Consider the following 21,759-nt stretch of genomic DNA (forward strand, 5'->3'; position numbering starts at 1 on the left):
AATGCGAAGGGGAGTTTCGACACCTGTCGTAAACCGTCCCCGAACCGACCGCCCCGTTCGTCGCGAAAATACGTCGATTCGACCGTTTTATACGCACCGCGGGAGTGGCCTGTGATATGGACGTCGCGCTTGGTGGGACCTTCGACCCCGTTCATGACGGCCACCGACGGCTGTTCGAACGGGCGTTCGAACTCGGGGACGTGACGGTCGGGCTGACCAGCGACGAACTCGCACCGAAGACGCGAGATGTCGACCGGAACGTCCGCTCGTACGAGGAACGGAAACAGGATCTCGCGGCCGAACTCGAGTCGATCGCCGCCGACTACGACCGCGAGTTCGACATTCGGATGCTCGAAGCGCCGACGGGGATCGCGACCGAACCGCAGTTCGAGTATCTCGTCGTCTCGCCGGAAACCCGCGAGGGTGGGACGCGAATCAACGAGATCCGCCGCGAACGCGGCCACGACCCCCTGGAAGTGGTCGTCGTTCCCCACGTCCTCGCCGACGACGGCGATATCATCTCGAGTACGCGGATCGTCGCGGGGGAGATCGACGAACACGGTGCCGTCGTCGACGATTGAGACGGTCTGTTATCACTGTTTCCGGCGTATCCGCGGCCCGCCGCAGACGGTCTCCCGTCCGTCAGTGCCGGTGGGACCGGGACCGCCCTGCGGTCCCAGGGACAGCAAACCGTCTCAGGGATCGGGACTGACAGTCGTCCGTATGAGGCGCGTGAGGGTTCTTCGAAGCGGTGCTCGATAGCCGGTTTCCAGCGAGAGCCGAGAGTCGACAGTGTCCGTCGCCGGCCACAGGTCGCCAGTGGAACGGTGACCGCTCACCTGTAGGAGACCGTTACCAGCGGGGGGGCTCGAGCCCGGCCGACTCGAGGAGGTCCTTCCAGCGCGACTGGATCGAGAGTCGGGAGACGTCGGCAGCGTCGGCGACTGCGCCCTGTGTCCGGCCGTCGCCGGCGACGAGCGACCCCGCGTAGAGACTGGCCGCGAGGACAGCTCGTTTCGAGCGATCGGCCGACGGCACGTCGGCGAGGAAGAGGTCGACCGCACACGACCGCGCTTCCGTCGATAGCTCCAGGCGCTCGGCGGCGGTCTCGAGTTCCTCGAGCCACGGTTCGTACTCGATGCGATCACGGGCGCTGTGCATGCCCCTGCATATCGGTTCGGTCGGCATAAAGCTCCGGTCCGCGATCGGGGCGCTGTTCGGCGGGCCCGTCGCCACGACCGGTCGCCGCTCGGCTTTTCGAGACCGACCGCCACTCGAGTAGCAGCCCGTGAGAGTCCCGATATCGGTCGGTTTTCTGTCCGAATACGAGACGACTACTAAACCGCGTGCCGACTCGAGTACCGAGCCACTGGGCGGTCGGTACGATTCGGACCCCGTATGAAAGCACCAACCTGTAAACTCGTCTGTACCGGCTGTGGGCTCGAGATGCCCTATCGGGAGCGATCGCTGGCCGAACAGGCCGCGGAATTGCATCAACTTCGAGATTCCGAGCACGTCACGCACATCGTCCCGCCGGACTGGTCGCCGGAGGAACCGGTCACACACCGGTAACGTGGACCGACAGGTACTTACTCGATTCGCGAAAACTCGGTGGTGAGCGCGGGTAGCCAAGCTAGGCCAACGGCGCAGCGCTTAGGACGCTGTCTCGTAGGAGTCCGCCGGTTCGAATCCGGTCCCGCGCATGGCTGTCGCGAGCAAACTCGCGAGCGACAGCGATCGTCGACCGATTCGAACCCTGCAAGGAACGCGCAGCGACCAGCGGGAGCGAGCATTTCTTGCGTCGGTTCGAATCCGGTCCCGCGCATCAGAAATTGCGGTTTCAGACGCTGTATTCTCCGTTTTCACCTCGGCTGGTGAGCAATGGGATATGAAATACCGTTGATGTTCTTGCGCTGTCCAGAGATGGAGGGTGCGGAGATCGACCTCGACCGTGGCATAGTGGTAATACCAAAATCGCACGAGGGTTGGCTGAACGACAAGAAACTTCTCAACTACACAGAACATCGAGTCCGGTTCCTGGCATGGCTGTTGAATGTTGGGAAGTACCCTGAGAGTGCAACCGGCTACTCCGAGTACACGGTCTACGGATCTGCCTACCGTACTGCCCGCTTCGATAAGTGGCGGTGGGAACACTGTGACGGCTACTCAATGCCGCCCTCAGAGGACGAGGGGCAAGCGTTCGTCGAGTGCTGGCGTTCGAGTACGATCAGTCCGAGACGGCGAAAGGGAAGCTACAGGAAGGCGTCAGGCGGTACAACAAGTGGCTCCGCCACGAGAAGAACTACGACGAGTGGGAGTACGACTATCAGTTCGATAGTTCCGGCGGCAACCATCAGCCACAGGACTTCTTGTCTCGCGAAGAGCGCAAGAAGAACAAGGAAGGTGCCTGGATGTTGAAATGACCAGTGAACGGAGCACACCACAAAAACCATCTCTTTGCTAATATTAGCCTCTAATATGGCGGATATTGGAACGATGAGCCTCAGTTGGCTCGGGAACGACCGGGTTCAGATTTCGGTTACGAGTGGGAGCGCATCATCCGGTCTCTTCTCCTCAAATGTTAGTGCGAAAAATTCTCGAGCCATTTTGAAGATGGATCGGAGTCGGTTTGAATATGAGTCTACACAAATACAAAAGACAGGCGAAATATCCACAGAAATGCAAATTAGAGAAGGACAATATTATCGAAAGATAAATGGTTTGTTATTTCAGTATGATGAGGGAATACATGGCCAGGTTGAGGATGGGATTAGAAAAGCAGATTATATTTTCAAAACGGGTGTTCAAGGGATCAGGGTCGGTGACAAACGGAACCCCCGAACCACTATCGGCGTCTCGCAACCGAACGGCAGGAAATATCTAAACTCTCTTATATTCTTTTTACAGGATGCATTCTACGCCGTTTCTGGGGATGAAATCTGGAGGTTCGCATATTCAGACATCTCGAAGACAGAGTATTCGTTTGGCTTTACAAAAAAACGGATCTCGTTTGTTTATGATGGTGATGAGTGTCACATGTGGGTGTATTCAGCCGACAAAGAGGATGTGAAATCAGCTGTGAATCTGATGGAGACACGATCGTAAATCCGGCCAAAGGACCGGGCGACAGCAGAGGTTCGTCATCACTTGGGGCTATATCGTGCGAGAATATTGGGCTGCGTTGAATCACTAGACGGCGTCGGGGAAGGTCAGTAAATCGAAGGAGTTGAAGCGGGGAAATTTGGTTGTCCATGACACAAATCTCCCGCTTCACCGAGCGTTGCGTCTCGATTGCACAAAGAGTTACGGGTGAACGAGGCGAATCCGCCGCCCCGACTGGTGGCGGCGGATTCGCCGACTATGCCCTCATTTCGCTGCATTGCCTCCGGATTTACCTCGATACGTCCTACCGGATGACGATCGATCTGTTGAAGGAAATGCCGCAAATAACAGGGGAGATCGGCCTTGACGTGGCCGATCTCCCCGATCCATCTACGCTGTGTAAGTCGTTTGATCGGATCGAGATGAGTGTCTGTCGAGTGCTGCTGCGCCACTCGGCGCAGCTGCACAACCCCTCTGAACACGCTGCTATCGACGCAACATTCTACGAACGTGATCGTGCGAGCCGCCACTACTGCCACCGAACGAATTACCGCGTTCAAACGCTCAAAGTCACAAAACTCGTCGATACAGCAACGCAAGCCGTTCTTGATCTCCACTGTTCAACAACGTTAGAAGGAAGCGACGCGGACCTCTGTGAGCAGATCGCCCGCCGGAATGCGGGCGATCTCCGGTCCCTTGCCGCTGACAAGGGCTACGATAAGCAAGCGCTCCGCGACCAGCTCCGTGAACTCGACATTCGCCCGCTGATCAAACATCGGATCTTCGCCCCATACGATCACGCTCACAACGCTCGTATTGACGACAATCGGTACGCTCAGCGATCAATGACTGAAACCGTGAACTCCGCAATCAAGCGCTCGCTCGGCTACGCCGTGCGAGCGCGTACCTGGTATCGAGAGTTCCGTGAAATTACCCTGATGTGTGTCGTCTATAACATCAAGCGGGCCGTCAAACAGTGAAATCCACCGCCGTATGGCGATTCAACACAGCCGAATATTGTGATAGATTCCCTGCGATGTGTCTCAGTCCTATCCCACGACCGGGAGACGGGTTAGAGATTGATAGACTACGGACGGATTACAGGCGTTTCGACCAAGCAGAATCGGCTTTAGCCACTTTCCGATTACTCTGGTGAGGCCCCGATCTGATCTCGTTCGAACGCGAACACGGCGATCGAGACGACTGACGACTGGCTCGCGACCCCAGCAGGGATTCGAGGACGGAACCGCGACGGCATCCGCCTCGAGTAGGCTGCAGGACCGTCGCCCGCCCTCGAGTGGCCAAACCGGCCCCACACGTCGAAACGGGTCGTGACGACGACCAGCGGCGGTCGGTCACTCGCGATGAGGCGGTTCAGGGGTCGAACGACGAGTGTCGCGGATCGAATGACGACGTCTCGTCAGATAATTGAACTCAGTCGAACGGAGAGGGAAGCGACAGACAAACGTCAGACACTCCATAACGCTTATTCGCGCAGGAACGGGTTGTAGTATCAATGGTCGGGTTAGACGACGTGTTTGGGGATCTCTTTGCGAGTGTCGATTCGGTCGTCCTCTTCTCGCCGAGTGGCTCGTACTACGAACGGTTCGCGGCCGTCGACGATCTCGACGTCGTCGTCGTCGGCACCGAAAACGCCGTCGGCGCGGAGACGTTCGTCGAGTTACCGCTCGAGTTCGAGGAGATCACCGATCGGATCCGCTTCGGCCTCGAGGGGGCGCTCGAACAGGGGGTCGTCGAGGACGGCGACGCGCTCGCCTGTGCGACGAGCGTCTTCAGCGACGAGATCGATACCGTCTCTCGCGTTCGGGCGGACGCGGAGACGCAGACGGGGATCTACGACCTGTTCGTCAAATCCCGCGCGGACCCGGAGGTCGTCAAGGCGGTCCTCGAGTTGGCGATCGAACTGGGAAAGAAGGGCCAGAAGGGCAAGCCCGTGGGCGCGTTGTTCATCGTCGGCGACGCGGGCAAGGTAATGAACAAGTCCCGGCCGCTGTCGTACAACCCCTTCGAGAAGTCCCACGTCCACGTCGGCGACCCGATCGTGAACGTCATGCTCAAGGAGTTCTCGCGGCTCGACGGCGCGTTCATCATCTCCGACGCGGGGAAGATCGTCTCCGCGTATCGCTACCTCGAGCCCTCGGCGGAGGGCGTCGACATTCCGAAGGGACTGGGGGCGCGGCACATGGCCGGCGGTGCGATCACGCGGGACACGAACGCGATCGCGATCGTGCTCTCCGAAAGCGACGGGCTCGTTCGCGCGTTCAAGGCCGGCGAGCTCATCCTCGAGGTCGATCCGGAGGCGTACTGATATGGTCGAGTGGCAGCCGCTTCTCAACGAACCGGCCGTCATAGCGGCGGCGGTACTGACGCTTGGCCTGATCGTCGGCTACCTCGTCGGCCGGCTCAACGAGGAGTTGCTCTCCGCGTCGGGCGTCCCGGAAGCAGTCGAGGGGACCCCCTTCGAGCGGACCGCCCAGTCGATCGGCACCTCGACGGTCGAGATCGTCGCACGGCTGAGTTCGTGGTTCATCTACGGGATCGCCGTGTTGACCGCGATCCACATCGCACAGTTGCTGGACACCGACGCCTTCTGGCTTCGGATCACCGAGTTCGTTCCCCAACTGTTCATCGCCGTCCTCGTGCTCATTCTTGGCTTCATCGTCGCGGACAAGTCCGAACTGATCGTCAGCGAGTATCTGCGGGGCGTCAAGCTCCCCGAAGTGTCGGTCATCCCGAAACTGGTCAAGTACTCCGTCCTCTATGTCACTTTCATTATCGCGCTGGGCCAGGTCGGCGTCCACGTGCTGGCGTTGCTGATCTTGCTGACGGTCTACGCCATCGGCGTCGTGATCGTCGGTACCGTCGCCTTCAAGGACTTCCTCGTCTCGAGCGCGGCAGGAATCTACTTACTGCTCAACCAGCCCTACGGGATCGGCGACGAGATTCGGATCGGCGACCAGACCGGCATCGTCCAGGAAGTCGATCTGTTCGTCACCAAGATCGAGGACGACTCCGAGGAGTACATCGTGCCGAATCGGAAAGTCTTCGAGGACGGTATCGTCCGAATGCGGGAGTGAACTCGCGAATTCGATTCGCAGCGGCTCCCGCTCCGACCCCCGCGAGAAACGAGCAGCGACTCGAGAAGACGATCAGCGAACGGTTCGGGTCGTCCGTACCTACTGCAGCAGTACGTCGAACACGCGTTGCCTCCCGGACCGAACAGTAATAACTGTTTACGCGACGGGTTCCGCTGCGTCCAGATGGACCACCCATTCGTCGTCAAATATATCGATAAGTGGACGATCTTCTCGAATGTAATCACCTATTAGGGCAATCGGTTCGTACCCCGCCGGATTTTCCTGCGCATTCGCAGTACCCTGACTCTCGTCGCGACAGCGAGACGGAGAGCGGCGGTTCGCTTCGGTTATTCGTTCGTCCATGTCGCAGAAATATAAGGATACGAATGGAATTACTATCGTATTTCGACATTGGGTTATGTTTGGATGATATTCCGGGAATCCTTATATATCGTCTCCGATTGTCGAAGGACTGTAGAAATGACTGGATATTCAGGATTGTTCGTGCCGAACTATGATACGTTAGTCATATTGAACGATCGAATCTGTAACGGCGGTGATCGTCTCCGTGCGTAACGCCTCTCGACGTTCGTTGTTGGCCGCCGGCGCTTCGGGAATCGGTGCGGCTCTAGCCGGCTGTACGGGGTCTGGCAGCTCCGCCGGGCCGACCGTCGGTATTCTCGAGGACCGGTCGGGCAATTTCCAGCTCAACGGGACCTCCAAGTGGCAGGCGACGCGACTCGCCATCGAGGAGATCAACGAGGACGGTGGCATCCTCGGAGAGGAGGTCCAGATCGAGGATCCCGACCCCCAGTCGGACAACGAGCGCTACCAGGAGCTGACCGAGCAGATGATCCTCGAGCACGAGGTCGACGCCCTGTGGGCCGGGTACTCGAGTGCGACCCGCGAGGCGATCCGGCCGATTATCAACGATTACGACCAGCTGTACTTCTACACGACCCAGTACGAGGGTGGCGTGTGTGACGACACGATCTTCCCCGTCGGCGCGACCGCGCGCCAGCAACTCGGCGCGGTGACGCCGTACATGGCCGAGGAGTACGGCGAGGACATCTACATCATCGCGGCGGACTACAACTTCGGCCAGCTGTCGGGCGACTGGGTCAACGTCATCGCCCAGGAGAACGACTACAATATCGTCGGCGAGGAGTACATTCCGCTGAACGAGACCGACTTCTCGTCGGTCATCAACCGGATTCAGTCCGAAGACCCCGACTTCATCATGTCGATGCTGGTCGGTGCCAACCACGAGAACTTCTACGACCAGCGGGACGCCAACGACATGTTGATTCCCATCGGGACCTCCACGACGATGGCCCAGGGGCACGAACACATCCGCTACGAACCCGACGCCCTGACCGACGTCTACGCCGGCGTCAGCTACATGGAGGAACTCGGCGACGAACGCGGCGAGGGCTTCGTCGACGCGTTCTACGAGCGCTGGCCCGACGCCAACTACCTCAACCAGGAGGCACAGAACAACTACTTCTCGGTATACATGTGGCGCGACGCCGTCGAGGAGGCTGGCACCTTCGATCAGGAGGAGGTCATCTCGGTGCTCGAGGAGGGCATGGACATCGCGGCTCCCTCGGGGGACATCGAACTCGACGGCGCGACCCACCACATGACGCACAAGATGCGCGTCGCCCACGCCGACGAGAATCACGACATCAGTTTCGACGGCGAACAGTTCATCGAACCGACGTTCCTCCGCGAGGAGGTCGAGGGTGGCGAGGGCTGTGACCTCCGCGAGGAGTCCAAACAGACCCAGTACGAACCCGGAGACGTCTACGACGTGTGATGATGATCGAACACAACGCGATCAAAGCCGGCGGTGATCGTCCGTGACCGCGAGCACAGCGGTGGGGCCGATGGCGGCGGCCACGGTCTACGACGGACTGTCGCTCCTGTTCCAGTTTCTGAACAGTTTCGGATTCCTCGTGTTAGTGACGGTCGGTCTGGCCATCGTCTTCGGTATGATGGGAGTCATCAACCTCGCACACGGCGAGTTCATCCTCGTCGGCATCTACGGGACGGCGCTGGCCTACCACGCCGGCGCGCCGCTCCCCCTCGCGATGGTCGCGGGCGTCGTGGTGACGACCGTCTTCGGCATCGTCGTCGAGCGACTCATCGTCCGGCACCTCTACGACCGGCTGCTGGACTCGATGGTCGCGACCTGGGGACTCTCCCTGGTGGTCGCACAACTGTTGCTCATCGTCTTCGGGTCCAGCCTCGACAGCATCTCGACGCCGATGGGAAACGTTGCGTACGGACCGTACACCTCGTCGGTCTATCGGAGCGTATTCCTGCCAGCGGCCGCTCTGGTCGTCCTCGGAGGCCTCTTCCTCCTGTTTACCCGAACGGAGTTCGGGGTCAAGGCCAGGGCGACCATCGAGGATCCCGAGACGGCGCGCGCGATGGGCGTCGATACCGACCGGATGTACGTCACGACGTTCGCGATCGGGTCGGCGCTTGCGGGACTGACCGGCGCGCTGTACGCACCGGCGATCGGCGCGATCACTCCCGACCGGGGCAGTACCTTCCTCGTCGAGTCGTTCGTCGCCGTCGTGGTCGGTGGTTCGTCGGTCGTCGTCGGAACGCTGTCGGCGTCGACGCTGCTGGGGCTGGTCAACGCGGTGTTCAGCTGGCAACTCGGCACGTTCGTCGGACTGATGGCGATGTTGCTGGTCGCGATCGTTTTGCTTCGGCTGCTCCCCAACGGCATCTCGGGATACGTCGAGGACTGGCGTGAACGCAGGAGGGCCGACCAATGAGTGCCGATTTCGACTCACGCGAATCGTCCGCGGGGCCGCTCGGTCGGATTCGCGGCCGGTTCGAGGGGCCGAACACGCTCGGCAACTCGACGCCGTTCTGGGTCGCGTTCGCGCTGGCCGTCGTTGGCCTCGCCGCCTATCCCCAGTTCGTGGGTCTGTACTCGGTCTTGACGTCCACGAAGTACTTCGCGCTGGCGTTTCTGGCGTTGAGCCTGACCCTCGTCTGGGGGTACTGCGGCGTGCTCAGTTTCGGTCAGGTCGCGTTCTTCGGAATCGCCGCCTACGCGTTCGGTGTCATCGGCGTGAACTTCTCGTCGGCGGGCGGCATTACGGCCGCAGTCGTCGGCGCGGTCGTCGCCGGGACGCTGTTTGCGCTGGTGCTCGGATACTTCATGTTCTACGGCGGCGTGAGCGACGTCTACGTTACTATCATCACGCTCGTCGTGGCGTTGGTGTTGAACACGTTCATGGCCCAAACCGCCGGGAGCGAGTGGGCCGTCGGCGAGGCCCAACTCGGCGGGTTCAACGGAATGCCGGACGTTCCCGATCTCGTCATCGGTATCGGTGAGACGAACGTCGGGCTCGGCGACATCGTCCCGCTGTACTACGCGCTGTTGGTGTCGCTCGTCGTCACCTACCTGGCGTTGCGCGTCCTCGTCAACAGCCGCTTTGGCATGACGATGGTCGCCGTCCGCGAAGACGAACAGCGGACCGCTACCTTCGGCTACGACATCGCGTTCGTGAAACTCGTCGCGTTCACTATCGGCGGTGCGCTCGCGGCCGTCGGCGGCGTCTTCTACGCCGCCTGGGGGAACTACGTCGACCCGACCGTCTTCGGCATCCAGTTCGCCGCGTTGCCCGTGGTGTGGGCCAGCGTCGGCGGTCGCGAGTCGCTGCTCGGCACCGTCGGCGCGACGCTGGTCATCGAGCGGATGCGGACCGGATTGACGGAAGGCGTCGGCCCGCTCGGACCCGAATGGGCGTTCGTCATCATCGGCGGGCTGTTGATCAGTATCATAGTGCTACTGCCATCGGGTGTCGCACCGTCTCTCGACCGGATCGGAAAGCGGTTGCTCGATCGACTCGGGGACCGCTCGTCCAGCCGTCCAACGGAGGAACCAGTGGAATGATCGACCCTCTCATCGACCAGTCGCGAATCGCCGTCGCTACCCACCGACCGCTCGCCGTCGGAGGTGATCCGTCGTGAGCACACCGAGCGATCCGAACGCCAGAATCAAACCCGCCGTGGCCGCGACGGGTCTCGATCGCGATGCGGTGCTGGCGACGGAGGCCCTCACCAAACGCTTCGGCGGATTGACCGCCGTCGATAGCGTCGACTTCACGGTCGACGAAGGTGAGTTGCGGTGTCTCATCGGCCCCAACGGTGCCGGGAAGAGCACGCTGCTCGAGTTGATCACTGGACAGCTCTCGCCGACCGAGGGGAGCGTCTACTTCGACGGGATCGATATCACCGACATGCCGTCGCACGAACGGATCGACGCGGGCCTCAGCGTGAAGTTCCAGTCACCCCATATTTACGAAGCCCTCACCGTCGCCCAGAACCTGCAGATCCCGCTCCAGCGAACTGACCGCGCCGACGTCGACTCGGCGATCCGGGAGACCCTCGCGGAAGTCGGTCTCGCCGACCGGGCCGAGACGCCCGCCGGCGACCTCTCGCACGGGCAACAACAGCGCCTCGAGATCGGGATGGCGACGACGCTCGAGCCGACGCTAATGTTGCTCGACGAGCCCGTCGCGGGGATGTCGGTCGAGGAGACCGCGAGCGTCGCGGAGTTGATACGGTCGCTCAACGACGACGGCATGGCCTTCGTCGTCATCGAACACGACATGGAGTTCGTCCGCAAGATCTCCGATCGGGTGACGGTGCTGAACCAGGGGGCGATCTTCCAGCAAGGCTCCATCGAGGAGATCGAGGCGGACGAAGACGTCCAGCGCATCTACCTGGGTGAAGACGCATGAGCCTCGAGATGACGACCGTTACCGCCGGCTACGAGGGCACGCCGATCCTCCGTGACGTCAGTTGCCACGTCGCACAAGGCGAAATCGTCGGCGTCATGGGCAAGAACGGCGTCGGCAAGACGACCCTGTTGAAGACGATTATGGGACTGCTCGAGCCCGATTCCGGCTCGGTTCGGTACGGTGACGCCGACCTCACCGACCGGTCCGCCGACGAGCGCGCCGGCTTCGGTATCGGCTACGTTCCCCAAGGACGAGACGTCTTCCCGGGGTTGACCGTCGAGGAAAACCTCCTGATCGGCGAGAACGTCGGGAGCGGCGACGAGACGCTGTACGACCGCGTCTACGAGTATTTCCCGATCCTCGAGGAGCGGGCCGGTCAGGACGCCGAGACGATGAGCGGCGGCCAACAGCAGATGCTCGCGATCGGTCGCGCACTCGTCGGTGACCCCGACTTGCTGCTGGTCGACGAACCCTCCGAGGGCGTCCAGCCTTCGATCGTCCAGTCCATTACCGAGGATCTCGCACGCATCAACGACGACCTCGGGACGACGATCCTGTTCGTCGAGCAGAACCTCTCGGTCATCCAGAACCTGGCGGACCGCTGCTACGCGATGGATAAGGGGCGTATCGTAAACGAACTCGACGACACGGACATCGAGAACCGCGAGAAACTGGCGGAGCATCTCGTGGTGTGATTCCGGACCCCCGAGCGGGACCGTCGTCGGCCTTCGCTCGGGCTACTCGAGCGAGAGGCCGGCGTGCCAGCGATCCGCGCCGGCCTCGCGTTTGACGGCGTCCATCTTCGCGAGCAGGTGCGTCGCGAGCGTTGCGGTTTCGGCGGCGCGGGATTCGCCCTCGGTTCTGAACTCGCCGGTTTCGCGGTTGGCGTAGACGGTACAGACCGCGCCGGCACGGAGGCCATACAGGTTCGCCAGCGTGAGGATGGCGCTGGCCTCCATCTCGATGTTCGCGACGTTGGCCGCTTTGAGTTCCTCGACCAGGTCGTCGGCACCGGCGGCTTCGAACCCGCCGAACCCCGGTCGTCCCTGGCCGGCGTAGAACGAGTCCGAACTCATCGTGACGCCGGTGTGGTAGTCGTACCCGAGACGCTCGGCGGCGGCGACCAGCGCCGAGACGACCTCTTGATCCGCAGTGGCCGGATAATCGGCCCGGACGTACTCGTCGCTGGTCCCCTCCTGACGGACCGCGCCGGTGGTGATCACCAGATCGCCGACGGCCATCCCCGGCTGGATCGCCCCACAGGAGCCGACCCGAACGAACGTATCGACGCCGACGCGAGCCAGTTCCTCGACGGCGATCGCCGCCGACGGGCTGCCGATGCCCGTCGAGGTGACCGAGATCGGCGTCCCCTCGTAACTACCGGTCGCCGTTCGGTACTCGCGATGGTGGCCGCGGATCTCGTGGTCGTCCCAGAACGCCACGATCTTCTCGAGTCGTTCGGGGTTGCCCGGCAGGAGGGCGGTCTCGGCCACGTCCTCGGGACCGACCTCGAGGTGATACTGTACGTCGGCGTTCGGGTCTTCGCTGTTGCGAGCCATCGGATAGCGGCGATTCGGCCCGACGCTGTATATAAATGCAGGGCGGCCGTACTGCGCGTATGGCACGCGGGACGCTCACGGATACCTACGTCGCCGCGCTACAGCACGATCTGGCCGACCTGCCGGCGGACGCGACCCGCGTCGGCGTTGTTCGCCAGCCAACGTCGTGGTTTCACGCTGCCGTCGACGAGAACCGGCCGGCACTCGGCCCGCCGACCGAACTGCTCGAGTCGATGCGCGACCGCGAGGAGGACATGAAGATGCAGGGGCTCTGTGAGGAAGGGGCCCACAACGCCGCGTGGGACCAAGTCGGGTTCGGCGCGGCCTATCGGGAGTACCTCGAGACGGACGACGCGCAGGCGGCCCTCGCGGCGCTGGACGGTCGGCTGGCGGCCGGCGAATCGCTGGCGCTGGTCTGTTACGAAAACACCGAGAAGAAACGCTGTCACCGGACTATTTTGCGTGAGTTCCTCGAGTCGGAGGCGTGAGTGCCGTCGGCGAGCGGTCGCCGAACGGTCTCCGGAGACGATGTCCGGCTCCCACGGACCATGGGAGGTCGAGCTACTCGAGGGTGTCCTGACTGATCGTGTTCGGCAGCAGTTCGCCGAGCGTGTACTCGGTTACCTCGCTTTCCCCCTCGTCACAGAGTACGACGAGGTCGTCGTCGCAGAACTCCGCGAGCGTCTGCCGGCACATCCCACAAGGGGTGACGCCGTCGCGCCGGCCCGAACTCACGGCGAGCCGCGAGAACTCGCGGTGGCCGTTTTTGACCGCCTCCGCGACCGCGACCTCCTCGGCGTGGAGGCTGTTGCTGAAGTTCGCGTTCTCGAGGTTGCAGCCGACGAAGACCTCACCGTCGGCCGTCTCGAGGGCGGCACCGACCCGGTAGTCGGAGTAGGGGACGTGGGCCCTGTCTTGGACGTCTCGAGCGGCGGCTATCAGTTCGTTCATGGGACGTGCTTCGACGGGCGGGCACCAAAGAATGTCGACTCCTACCGCCGGTCCTCGACCGCTGCTTCGATGACCGTTCGCGCGTCGGCGACGAGCTCGTCGACGGCGTCGCTCTCCGCGTAGAGGCGCACGTACGGTTCCGTTCCGCTCGGGCGGACGAGGAGCCACGAGGCGTCCGCGAACTCGAGGCGGACGCCGTACTCCGTCTCGACCGCGGCCTCGGGGAACGCCTCGGGAAGGGTCGTCTCGAGGGTGGCCATGGCGTCGGCTTTGGCCGGGTCCGGACACTCGACGCTGACCTTTCGGTACGGCCGTTCGGTGACCGGCTCGCGAAGCGTCTCGGTGTCGCCGGCAGCGGCGACGAGTGCGGCGACGACCGCGGCGCTGACGACGCCGTCGATCCAGCCGCCGAACGCGGTGTGGATGTGCTTCCAGGGTTCGGCGGCGAAGGCGAGTTCGGTATCGGGGGTGCCACGGGAGCGCTCCCGTGCGATCCCCTCGTGAAGCGATCCGAGACGGACGCGTTCGACCCGGCCGCCGGCCTCACGAACCCGCTCGTCGATGCGTGCGGAGGCGTTGGGCGTGGTGACGACGACGGGATCGTCGGCGTCGCTGGCTGCCGTATAGTGAGCCGCGACCACGGCGAGGATCGTGTCCTCGTGGATCACGTCGCCGTCCGGGCCCAACACGACGAGGCGGTCGGCGTCGCCGTCGTGTGCCAGACCGAGGTCGAACTCGCCACTCCCGAGGAACGCGGTGAACTCCGACAGCGTCTCCGGCGTGGGCTTGCTCTCCCGACCCGGGAAGTGGCCGTCGACGGACGCGTTGACCGCGACGACCGTCGCGCCGAGGCGTTCGAGGACCTGCGGCGTCGCGAGCGCGCCGACGCCGTTCCCGCAGTCGACGGCGATTCGCAGTCCCGAGAGGGGATCGCTCGCGGACACCTCCCCAAGGTGGTCGTCCCGGCTCCGATCCGCGAACTGCTCGTGAACGTAGCGGTCGACGGCGGATCGATACCCCTCGAGCACTGCGAGGCGCTCGGAGTCACCCCACTCGTCCCAGGGAGCGAGCCGGGAGTCGTCGCTGGCGACCCGGTCGTCGATGGTCCGTTCGGCGTCGCTATCGTACTCGACGCCGTCGACGAAGAGCTTGATGCCGTTGTCCGCGGGCGGATTGTGACTCGCGGTGAGCATCACGCCACGTCGTCCCTGCGAGGCGAAGGCGAGTGCTGGCGTCGGCACCGCTCCGACGCGGCGAACGTCCGCGCCGGCGCTCTCGAGGCCGGCTTCCATCGCCGCCGCGAGCGCCGGTCCCGTCTCTCGACCGTCGCGGCCGATGACGAACGTCTCGCCGGAATCGCCGGCGGCCTGGCCGACGGACAGTGCCAGCGACGGCGATACCTCCGTGACCGGACCACGGATTCCTGCGGTCCCAAACAGCGTCATGTGCGTCCGTTCCGCGAGGAACTACTTAGCAACGTTGCAACGCGTTCTCGGACGTTCCAACGCGTTCTCGGACCGAAGACGTCGCACAGAGTCGAGAAAACAGCTATTCGGCGGGCAGGTCGTCGATCAAGACGACGGCCTCGCCGTCGATCACGGTCACGTCGTCGTCCTCGTCGCGGACGACCGTCTCGAGTCGGTACTGGTCGTTACCGAGGTCTTCGACGATTTCGACGCGAGCGGATACTCGGTCGCCGATACCGACCGGGCCGCTGAACTCGAGGTCCTGGGAGAGATAGATAGTGAGCCCGGGAAGGCGAGCCAGCGCGGAGCTGATGAGTCCGGAGACGAGCGTGCCGTGGACGATGCGTTCGCCGAAGCGGGTGTCGGACGCGAACTCCTCGTCGAGGTGAAGACGGTTCGTGTCGCCGCTGACGGCGGCGAACGCTCGCACGTCCTGGTCGCTGAGGACCTTCTCGAAGGTGACCGTATCGCCGACGCTGATCCCGTCCGGATCGTCGACGGTGCGATCGAACTGCCAGTCGAGGTCGGAGTAGTCGATCGACGGGATCGACGGGGCGATTCTGTTGCTATTCGATCCGTTTTCGGCAGTGGTGGACGGGAGCATCGCAGAAACTGCCGCTCGATTCGCAGCAGTGGCGGTTCGAAGGAACCCCCGCGTCATGGCCGACCATGCGTCCGTCATGGCGGTAAGGTTGTCTTCGCCAGCGTTCTGGTGGGACATCTACGACCGGGTAAGTGTGGGGTGTATATGACTTCTTTGGCTGACCTAACAGCGTTTTGCTGACCGAAATACGGAGTAATTGTCTCTTAGGAGGGCTGAGATGAAAAATTTCACCTTACAGCGAGTCGTCACGTCTCCGGTTTGATCGCGGGTCGTGCACAGCCGCTCCCGACAGCGGCGATCCGATCCGCCCTCCACCATTCGATGGTATCTAATGGTATCTAGTGGAAAGGCTTATTATGTCCGCGATCCAACGAACTGTTGATGACGGACGACTCCGACCGATCGCCCTGGTTCCCGCCTGCGATGTTTACAGAGCAGATGCAGGAAGCGGGCGAGCAGGTCGCCGAATCCCAGCAGGAGATGATGAAACAGTTGCTGCAGGCCACGTCGGCGAATCCGCTCGAGAACACGTCGGCCTTCGGGCCCATGAACATGGGCACGGCCACGTTCAAGGCCCGCGTCCAGAGCGGCGGTCGGATCAGCATCCCCGGCCCCGAACGGGAAGCCCTCGACATCGAAGAGGGCGACATCGTCCAGACGATCGTCGTCCCCGTCAAACGCAACCGAGAGGACCAATCATGACTCAGAACCCATTCACCGCAGTCTTCGACGCACAGCGCACCGCACTCGAACAGAGCCAATCACTCACCCACGACGCGATCAAGGCCCAGGAGAACTCGATCAGCGCCTTCGCCGACGCCGTCGAAACGTCGAACTCGCTGTTCGAATCCAACGCCGAACTGACCAAGGGCGCGATTCACGCCTACTTCGACGCCCTCGAGGCCTCCCTCCCCGAGGAGGCGGCCGACTTCGGCGAACTCCGCGAACTCGTCGACGAAGGCTTCGATTCGGCCACCGAGGCCCAGTCGCAGTCGATCCAGGCCTACCTCGACGCCCTCGAAGAGTCGGAAGTCGCCTACGAGGAGTTCGCCGCCAGCTACTCCGAGGTCGTCGACACGTCCTTCGACGCGGCACTGGAGGCCCACGAACAGGTCGAGGAGAACGTCAGCACCGTCGCCGAAAACGTCGAAGAGGCTGCCGACGAGTTCGACGTCTCGGCGTAGATCGCCGAACCGGCCGTACCCTTTTCACACACGGCACCCAATTTTATTCCAATGACAGATTCACAGCCCCAGTCACAAAACTGGAACGCGTTCGTCGAACAGTGGAACGAACAATTCCTCGAGGCCCTCGAGGACAACATGGAGGCCCAGGCCCAGTTCGTCGAGAGCTGGTCCGAGACGGTCGGTGAGATGAGCGACGAGGAGGAATTCTCCGACGGCGTCGAGGGATACGCCCGCGCCTACGAGACGTGGATGAACGCCTCCCAGCAGATGGTCGACCGGATGAACGACCAACTCGAGGGGGAAGACGTCGACATCGAGGAGTTCCGCGACATCTGGCTCAACACGTCCAACGAGGCGTTCAAGGAGATCATGTCGACGACGGCCTTCGCCAAGATGACCGGCGAAACCGTCGGCGACGTCCTCGAACTCCAGGAACAGGCCGACGAAGCCGCCGAGGAGACGCTACACACTCTCGGCTTCGCGACGGAGGGCGACGTCGTCGAAATCGGCGACCGACTCGTCGAACTCGAGCGCCGCCAACACGCCGTCGAGGAGAAACTCGACCGCGTTCTCGAACACCTAGAGGAGCAATGAAAAACCCATACGCGACCGTTCTGGACATGCAACGGCAGGCCTGGGAGGCGACGGCCGACCTCGCCGAGAAGACGCGGGTCGCCCCCGAGCGGACCGAAACGATCGAGACCGTCGAGGTCGGAGCGACGCCAAGCGAGGTCGTCTACGAGGAAAACAAACTCGAGCTCCTCCACTACGAGCCGATGACCGAGGAGCAACACGACATCCCCATCCTCATCGTCTACGCGCTGATCAACAAGCCGTACATCCTCGATCTCCAGCCGGATCGGTCCGTGGTCCAGACGCTGCTCGAGGCCGGGTTCGACGTCTACCTGATCGACTGGGGCGAGCCCTCGAAGCTGGACCGCTCGCTGTCGCTGGACGATTACGTCAACCGGTACATCGACAACTGCGTCGACGTCGTCCGCGAACGCTCCGGGCAGGACTCGATCAACATCCTCGGCTACTGCATGGGCGGCACGAAGTCGGCCATGTACGCCTCGCTGTACCCCGAAAAGGTCGAGAACCTGGCGCTGATGGCCGCCGGACTCTGCTTTACCGGCGACGGCGGCGTCCTCGAGCTTTGGGGTGGCGAGGAGTACTACGACCCCGACCGTGTCACGGACACCTTCGACAACGTCCCCGCGGAGTTCCTCGACGTCGGCTTCGCGCTGATGGACCCCGTCGCGAACAACGTGACGAAGTACGTCCGATTCTACGACAACGTCGAAGACGAGGACTTCGTCGAGAACTTCGCCCGGATGGAACGCTGGCTCGACGAGGGGATCGACGTCGCGGGGGAGGCCTACGAGGAGTTCATCCGCGACATCTACCAGGACAACAAGCTCTACGAAAACGAGCTGTACCTGGGCGGCGAGCACGTCGATCTCACGAACATCGACATGCCCGTCCTCCAGATCGTCGCCGAGTACGACCACCTCATCCCGCCGGCGGCCTCCAAACCGTTCAACGACGTGATCGCCTCGGATGACACCGAGATCCTCGAGTTCGCGACGGGCCACATCGGCATGTCGGTCTCCTCGCGGAGCCACGCCGAACTCTGGCCCGACGTCTGTGAGTGGTTCGAGGAGCGCTCGAACGGGACGGACGCCGACGCCGAACTGGAGACGCCAGCCGCCGAGGAACCGGACGCTTCCCTCACGGAAGACGTCGCGGGCGACGAATCGGGGACGGCAGACCTCGCGGACGGCGGCTCGAGCACCGAGGCACGTTCCGAGACCGATCTCGACGCCGAGACCAGCGAACTCCACGGCACGGATCGGTCGGCGGAAGAGATCGTCGAGCGCGGCGAAGAAGACGTTCAGGAGGAGCCCGCAGCGCCCGGCGAGATGACCGTCGACGAGGACGTCGTCGAGGAAGTCGCCGGCGAGGACGCCGCGTCCGAGATCGAGTCCGAAACCGACGATTTGACCGATCTACGGGGTATCGGTGACGCCTACGCCGCGGACCTCACTGCCGCAGGGATCGAAACGTTCGACGCCCTCGCGGCAGCCGACGTGGCGGAGCTCGCCGCCGAAACCGGCATCGCCCCGAGCCGCATCGAAGACTGGATCGAACAGGCTCGAGAGCAGTAGTTGCGACCCCGCCAGTGGGCACCGCTCGGGACGTCTTCTCGCCCCTCCCTCGGAGTGTTCTCGGGTCGGATAACGTGATATCTAACAGGTCGTTATTTACCATCGGACGTTGAATGTGTGAGTTATGTCCATGGATGGTCGTACCTGCGTCATCACAGGGTCAGCGCGGGGTATCGGTCGCGGTATCGCTCAGTACCTGGGAGAGGAAGGTGCAAACGTCGTTATCAACTACCGGTCGTCGGAGGGAGCTGCACAGGAAGCCGTCGACAGGATCGAGTCCACCGGCGGCTCCGCCGTCGCAGCCAGGGCGGATGTCTCCGATCGCGCGGAGGTCGAACACATGCTCGAGGTCTGTCACGAAGCCTTCGGTCCGGCCGACGTCCTCGTGAACAACGCCGGCATCACGGCCGACAAGCAGTTCACCGAGATGTCCCGCGAGGAGTGGGATCGGGTCATGGACGTCAACCTCGGTGGCATGTTCAACTGCACCCAGCTGTTCTACGACGACATCTGGAACGCCGACGAGGGGCGGCTGATCAACATCTCGAGCGTCGTCGGCAAACAGGGCAACTTCGGCCAGGCCAACTACGCGACCGCAAAAAGCGGCATGTTCGGCTTCACGCGGACGATCGCCCTCGAACTCGCCAAAGGCGGATCGACGGCCAACTGCGTCGCGCCCGGCTTCACCGCAACCGACATGCTCGAGAGCGTCCCCGACGAGGTCCTCGACCGGATCATCGCAGGGATTCCACTCGAGCGACTTGCGGAAGTCGAGGACATCGCCGCAGTGGTCCGATTCCTCGCGAGCAAGGACTCCTCGTACGTTACCGGCGAAGTGATCGACGTCAACGGCGGAATGGATCTCTGAGTTCTGCCGGAGCATCGGTTCTTCTCGATACGCGTCTGTACCGCTGGCGCGTCTCTAAGTAGACGGTGAGCAATGTCCGAACTGAGCGACAGTCATTCGTCGTCCGGTTCGTCGGTTCGCATCTCGGTTGCCGGCGGCTCCGGCGGTTCGAACACCGCAACGAGGAGCTGGACTGCCTGCATCTCGAGAAGGTCATCGAGACTCCGTCGCGAACGGAGTCCGAGAACCGCCAAGACAGCGGCGGCGAGGTGAACCCCGAGCAGCGGGAGATCGAGCGAGCCGCTGAGTCCGAGCACGATGAGCGAAACAGCAACGGTGGGGAGTGCGAAAACGCTCGCTGCTGCGAGCGGTCGGTCACGAACGGCGGTCCCGACTCGAGTCACAACTTCGGTGACGGCAGACGTCGGCATCGCGCCCGTCGCGCCATCCAGTACGCGATCGAGACTATCGAGGAACGGGCCGATCGCGTTGGTTTCGCGGAGATCGATGACGATAACGTCCGGCTCCGGCTCCGTCGTGAGCCACCGATAGCCAAAGGACGACGTCGCGTACCGATAGCACGTCTCTCCAAGGGCTGTGAGTCGCGCGCTCGAGGCGACCGGCTGTACTCGCGTCTTCGTGGCCGTCATCGCGGACCGAAGTGCCGACCCGCTCGCGATCCGCTCGAGCACCGACGGCGATGGCGTAGCGGTCGTCTCCTCGGATTCGGAGGCGTGAGAGTCGTTGTGCGAGTGGGACAGCGATCCGAGCCGTGAACGGTCGATAGCCGTCCGCATGCGATCGGCTACCGTCCGTCCGACCCGGACGATCACCGATCCATCGCGTGCGTTGGTACTCATCTGTGATCGCTGCTACTCTATCTGTGTGACCGTTCCGCTGACGGTCGTCGTCCCGAAGTCGAGGACCACGCTATCGCCGGTCCGGAGCGAGTCACCGTGGAATCGCACGCCAGTGTCGGTCCGTCGCGTCTGTAACTCGACGGAAAGCGTGACGTCCTTGTTCTTCGGATGCTCGCGGAGGTAGATCTCTCCGCTCTCGCTCTCGAGGACGGTATCGGCCGCCTCAGTGTCGACCGACTGGATCGTGACCAACGTCTCATCGCGGACGGTCTCGGTCATGCCCACGCTGAACTCGTCCGCGACCGCGGGCTGGATATTCTCGATTTCGATCTCGGCGTTGATCGTCGTCGAGTTGCCGATCTCCTGATCGGACCCGCGTCGGACTACTTCACCGTTGAGATCGTATCCATCAGGACTCAGGTTGATCTGGCTCCCGACGGTGACTGTCTGGCCACCGTAGGTCGGCATCGATCCCTGTTGGTGAGTGTTGAGTTCAGTTCCGACGAGCGCCCGATACCGATCTCCACCGATCGGGTACAACCGGACGTTCGTTATCGTTGCCGTGGTATACGAGCCGAGCGTGACGGTATCGTTTTCGCTGATTTCCTCCGCCGTCCGGTCCGAGATCGTCGACTCGAGCAAGACCGGCGTCTCATCGACCGTGAGGGACGATCCGTCGGACTCGAGACTCGTCAGACGACCAGTGGTGGTGTAGTCGTCAGTATCCATCGCGACCTCTGCCCCGACGCGAAGTCGTTCGCCGGCGTATTTGAAGACCCGTTCGTCCCTGTCGTCGACCTCGACGGTCTCGCCGTTGATCTTTGTGCGAACCGTCACCTGTGACTGGTTTCCGCTGTTGCTGGCCATCGCGGGCGTGACGTAGACATCGGTCACCGTGAGGTTGTGCGAGGAGCCGTCGACCCTGACGGTATCCCCTTCGCTCACGCGATCGGCGACATAATCGGGTTGCCCGCCGAGATCGACAGTAGCGTACCTGGTTTCGGGTTCGCCGTTGCCGAGTACCCCGACGAACGCGATTCCCGCGACGATGACGGCAAGCAGGAGGACGACTGCGAGAGCGTCGATGACGTTGACGACGCCGAAGAGGTTACCCTCGTCGTCGATCAGCGGCATACATCACTCCG

The 21,759-nt window shown here is 62.6% G+C and carries 25 protein-coding genes and 1 tRNA gene; 19 read left to right on the plus strand and 7 right to left on the minus strand.

The features are described from left to right. Positions 1 to 116 precede the first annotated feature (116 nt). Positions 117 to 581 (plus strand): phosphopantetheine adenylyltransferase, encoded by a 465-nt coding sequence (locus J0X27_RS01770; RefSeq protein WP_207270776.1) that lies wholly within the window; start codon positions 117 to 119, stop codon positions 579 to 581. A gap of 271 nt (positions 582 to 852) precedes the next feature. On the opposite strand, the gene J0X27_RS01775 is transcribed toward J0X27_RS01770, so the two are convergent. Further along, positions 853 to 1,161 carry a transcription initiation factor IIB family protein gene (locus tag J0X27_RS01775; protein ID WP_207270777.1) on the minus strand — a complete coding sequence of 103 codons (309 nt, stop codon included), beginning with the start codon at positions 1,159 to 1,161 and terminating at the stop codon, positions 853 to 855. A gap of 237 nt (positions 1,162 to 1,398) precedes the next feature. On the opposite strand from J0X27_RS01775, the gene J0X27_RS01780 reads away from it, so the two are divergent. The 12 genes from J0X27_RS01780 (at position 1,399) to J0X27_RS01835 (ending at position 11,667) form a co-directional block, all read left to right on the plus strand. After that, complete coding sequence (locus J0X27_RS01780; RefSeq protein ID WP_207270778.1) at positions 1,399 to 1,572, plus strand: hypothetical protein; 174 nt, start codon at positions 1,399 to 1,401, stop codon at positions 1,570 to 1,572. Between the two features lie 46 nt (positions 1,573 to 1,618). Continuing rightward, positions 1,619 to 1,703: transfer RNA gene (locus J0X27_RS01785), tRNA-Leu, on the plus strand. A 504-nt stretch (positions 1,704 to 2,207) separates the two neighbouring features. Next, positions 2,208 to 2,423 carry a hypothetical protein gene (locus J0X27_RS01790; protein ID WP_207270779.1) on the plus strand — a complete coding sequence of 72 codons (216 nt, stop codon included), beginning with the start codon at positions 2,208 to 2,210 and terminating at the stop codon, positions 2,421 to 2,423. 55 nt (positions 2,424 to 2,478) lie between these two features. After that, complete coding sequence (locus tag J0X27_RS01795) at positions 2,479 to 3,105, plus strand: hypothetical protein (protein ID WP_207270780.1); 627 nt, start codon at positions 2,479 to 2,481, stop codon at positions 3,103 to 3,105. Positions 3,106 to 3,251: 146 nt separating this feature from the next. Continuing rightward, complete coding sequence (locus tag J0X27_RS01800; protein ID WP_207270712.1) at positions 3,252 to 4,082, plus strand: IS5 family transposase; 831 nt, start codon at positions 3,252 to 3,254, stop codon at positions 4,080 to 4,082. 536 nt (positions 4,083 to 4,618) lie between these two features. Continuing rightward, entirely contained in the window at positions 4,619 to 5,431 is an 813-nt protein-coding gene (gene dacZ / locus J0X27_RS01805; RefSeq protein WP_207270781.1) for a diadenylate cyclase DacZ, read from the plus strand. A gap of 1 nt (position 5,432) precedes the next feature. Then, positions 5,433 to 6,200, plus strand: a complete 768-nt coding sequence (locus J0X27_RS01810; RefSeq protein WP_207270782.1) for a mechanosensitive ion channel domain-containing protein — start codon at positions 5,433 to 5,435, stop codon at positions 6,198 to 6,200. 568 nt (positions 6,201 to 6,768) lie between these two features. Beyond that, complete coding sequence (locus tag J0X27_RS01815; RefSeq protein WP_224214685.1) at positions 6,769 to 8,019, plus strand: urea ABC transporter substrate-binding protein; 1,251 nt, start codon at positions 6,769 to 6,771, stop codon at positions 8,017 to 8,019. A gap of 70 nt (positions 8,020 to 8,089) precedes the next feature. After that, positions 8,090 to 8,992 carry an urea ABC transporter, permease protein UrtB gene (gene urtB / locus J0X27_RS01820; protein WP_207272000.1) on the plus strand — a complete coding sequence of 301 codons (903 nt, stop codon included), beginning with the start codon at positions 8,090 to 8,092 and terminating at the stop codon, positions 8,990 to 8,992. Then, positions 8,989 to 10,122: an ABC transporter permease subunit gene (locus J0X27_RS01825; protein ID WP_207270784.1), complete on the plus strand. Its 1,134-nt coding sequence runs from the start codon at positions 8,989 to 8,991 to the stop codon at positions 10,120 to 10,122. Before urtB ends, J0X27_RS01825 begins: the two co-directional genes overlap by 4 nt. A gap of 73 nt (positions 10,123 to 10,195) precedes the next feature. Continuing rightward, positions 10,196 to 10,972, plus strand: a complete 777-nt coding sequence (locus J0X27_RS01830; RefSeq protein ID WP_207270785.1) for an ABC transporter ATP-binding protein — start codon at positions 10,196 to 10,198, stop codon at positions 10,970 to 10,972. Beyond that, positions 10,969 to 11,667, plus strand: coding sequence for an ABC transporter ATP-binding protein (locus tag J0X27_RS01835; protein WP_207270786.1), 699 nt, complete (start codon positions 10,969 to 10,971; stop codon positions 11,665 to 11,667). The genes J0X27_RS01830 and J0X27_RS01835 overlap by 4 nt, the downstream gene beginning before the upstream one ends. A 42-nt stretch (positions 11,668 to 11,709) precedes the next feature. Here the strand turns inward: J0X27_RS01835 and J0X27_RS01840 are convergent, their stop codons facing one another. Next, entirely contained in the window at positions 11,710 to 12,531 is an 822-nt protein-coding gene (locus J0X27_RS01840) for a nucleoside phosphorylase (protein ID WP_207270787.1), read from the minus strand. Positions 12,532 to 12,590: 59 nt separating this feature from the next. On the opposite strand from J0X27_RS01840, the gene J0X27_RS01845 reads away from it, so the two are divergent. Continuing rightward, positions 12,591 to 13,019 (plus strand): DUF488 family protein, N3 subclade, encoded by a 429-nt coding sequence (locus J0X27_RS01845; RefSeq protein WP_207270788.1) that lies wholly within the window; start codon positions 12,591 to 12,593, stop codon positions 13,017 to 13,019. Positions 13,020 to 13,092: 73 nt separating this feature from the next. On the opposite strand, the gene cdd is transcribed toward J0X27_RS01845, so the two are convergent. The 3 genes from cdd to J0X27_RS01860 all read right to left on the minus strand — a co-directional run bounded on the left by cdd (position 13,093) and on the right by J0X27_RS01860 (position 15,669). After that, positions 13,093 to 13,482, minus strand: coding sequence for a cytidine deaminase (gene cdd, locus J0X27_RS01850; RefSeq protein ID WP_207270789.1), 390 nt, complete (start codon positions 13,480 to 13,482; stop codon positions 13,093 to 13,095). Positions 13,483 to 13,523: 41 nt separating this feature from the next. Next, positions 13,524 to 14,927 carry a phosphohexomutase domain-containing protein gene (locus tag J0X27_RS01855; protein ID WP_207270790.1) on the minus strand — a complete coding sequence of 468 codons (1,404 nt, stop codon included), beginning with the start codon at positions 14,925 to 14,927 and terminating at the stop codon, positions 13,524 to 13,526. Between the two features lie 103 nt (positions 14,928 to 15,030). After that, positions 15,031 to 15,669, minus strand: a complete 639-nt coding sequence (locus J0X27_RS01860) for a MaoC family dehydratase (RefSeq protein WP_207270791.1) — start codon at positions 15,667 to 15,669, stop codon at positions 15,031 to 15,033. Positions 15,670 to 15,933: 264 nt separating this feature from the next. On the opposite strand from J0X27_RS01860, the gene J0X27_RS01865 reads away from it, so the two are divergent. From J0X27_RS01865 to J0X27_RS01885, 5 genes are all read left to right on the plus strand, one after another. Then, the gene (locus J0X27_RS01865) at positions 15,934 to 16,254 is read left to right on the plus strand and encodes an AbrB/MazE/SpoVT family DNA-binding domain-containing protein (protein WP_097379403.1); all 321 of its coding nucleotides are present in this window, start codon (positions 15,934 to 15,936) and stop codon (positions 16,252 to 16,254) included. Next, positions 16,251 to 16,736, plus strand: a complete 486-nt coding sequence (locus J0X27_RS01870) for a hypothetical protein (protein ID WP_207270792.1) — start codon at positions 16,251 to 16,253, stop codon at positions 16,734 to 16,736. Before J0X27_RS01865 ends, J0X27_RS01870 begins: the two co-directional genes overlap by 4 nt. A 51-nt stretch (positions 16,737 to 16,787) precedes the next feature. After that, positions 16,788 to 17,333 carry a poly(R)-hydroxyalkanoic acid synthase subunit gene (locus tag J0X27_RS01875; RefSeq protein WP_207270793.1) on the plus strand — a complete coding sequence of 182 codons (546 nt, stop codon included), beginning with the start codon at positions 16,788 to 16,790 and terminating at the stop codon, positions 17,331 to 17,333. Further along, a complete protein-coding gene (gene phaC / locus J0X27_RS01880) occupies positions 17,330 to 18,907 on the plus strand; it encodes a class III poly(R)-hydroxyalkanoic acid synthase subunit PhaC (protein ID WP_207270794.1) in 1,578 nt (525 codons plus the stop codon). The genes J0X27_RS01875 and phaC overlap by 4 nt, the downstream gene beginning before the upstream one ends. Before the next feature lie 124 nt (positions 18,908 to 19,031). Continuing rightward, positions 19,032 to 19,775 (plus strand): beta-ketoacyl-ACP reductase, encoded by a 744-nt coding sequence (locus tag J0X27_RS01885; RefSeq protein ID WP_207270795.1) that lies wholly within the window; start codon positions 19,032 to 19,034, stop codon positions 19,773 to 19,775. Between the two features lie 92 nt (positions 19,776 to 19,867). Here J0X27_RS01885 and J0X27_RS01890 read toward each other — a convergent pair whose 3' ends face one another. Both J0X27_RS01890 and J0X27_RS01895 read right to left on the minus strand, forming a co-directional pair. Continuing rightward, positions 19,868 to 20,614, minus strand: a complete 747-nt coding sequence (locus J0X27_RS01890) for a hypothetical protein (protein WP_207270796.1) — start codon at positions 20,612 to 20,614, stop codon at positions 19,868 to 19,870. Between the two features lie 12 nt (positions 20,615 to 20,626). Continuing rightward, positions 20,627 to 21,748, minus strand: a complete 1,122-nt coding sequence (locus J0X27_RS01895; protein WP_207270797.1) for a DUF4330 family protein — start codon at positions 21,746 to 21,748, stop codon at positions 20,627 to 20,629. Between the last annotated feature and the right edge of the window lie 11 nt (positions 21,749 to 21,759).

Origin of the sequence: Natrinema longum, from assembly GCF_017352095.1 — an archaeon.
GTDB classification, from domain to species: domain Archaea; phylum Halobacteriota; class Halobacteria; order Halobacteriales; family Natrialbaceae; genus Natrinema; species Natrinema longum.